1 protein-coding gene is annotated in these 428 nt (G+C 51.4%); it reads left to right on the top strand.

Features of this window, described 5'->3' with window-relative positions:
* On the top strand, positions 1-428 hold a 428-nt coding region (locus tag Q4563_RS16350), incomplete at both ends, for an SDR family NAD(P)-dependent oxidoreductase (RefSeq protein ID WP_303605231.1).

The following is a 428-nucleotide window of genomic DNA, read 5'->3' as shown; positions in this document are numbered from 1 at the left end:
ACAGTTTGTATCCCGGCTGGAAGACTTCCCTGCCGATCGCTGGAAGCTGCTGATTGACGTTATGCTGGTCGGCCCGGCGATGTTGTCACGCGCATTGCTACCCGCCATGCGTGAACAAGGATTCGGCCGCATCATCAATATTGGCTCAATTCATAGCCTGGTCGCTTCGCCATACAAATCGGCTTATGTCGCTGCCAAACATGGCCTGATTGGTTTTTCCAAAACCCTGGCGCTGGAAACCGGTGATACCGACATCACGGTCAATACCATTTGTCCGTCGTACGTCAAAACCCCGCTGGTCGAAAAGCAGATTGCCGCCCAGGCCAAGGAAAACGGTATTTCTGAAGAAGAAGTGATCAACAAGATCATGCTGGAACCCATGCCGAAAAAACAATTTATCGATATCTCGGAAATTGCTGGCACCGTGG

It is taken from the genome of Gilvimarinus sp. 1_MG-2023 (assembly GCF_030548285.1).
This window is presented reverse-complemented; position numbering and strand designations above follow the sequence as displayed.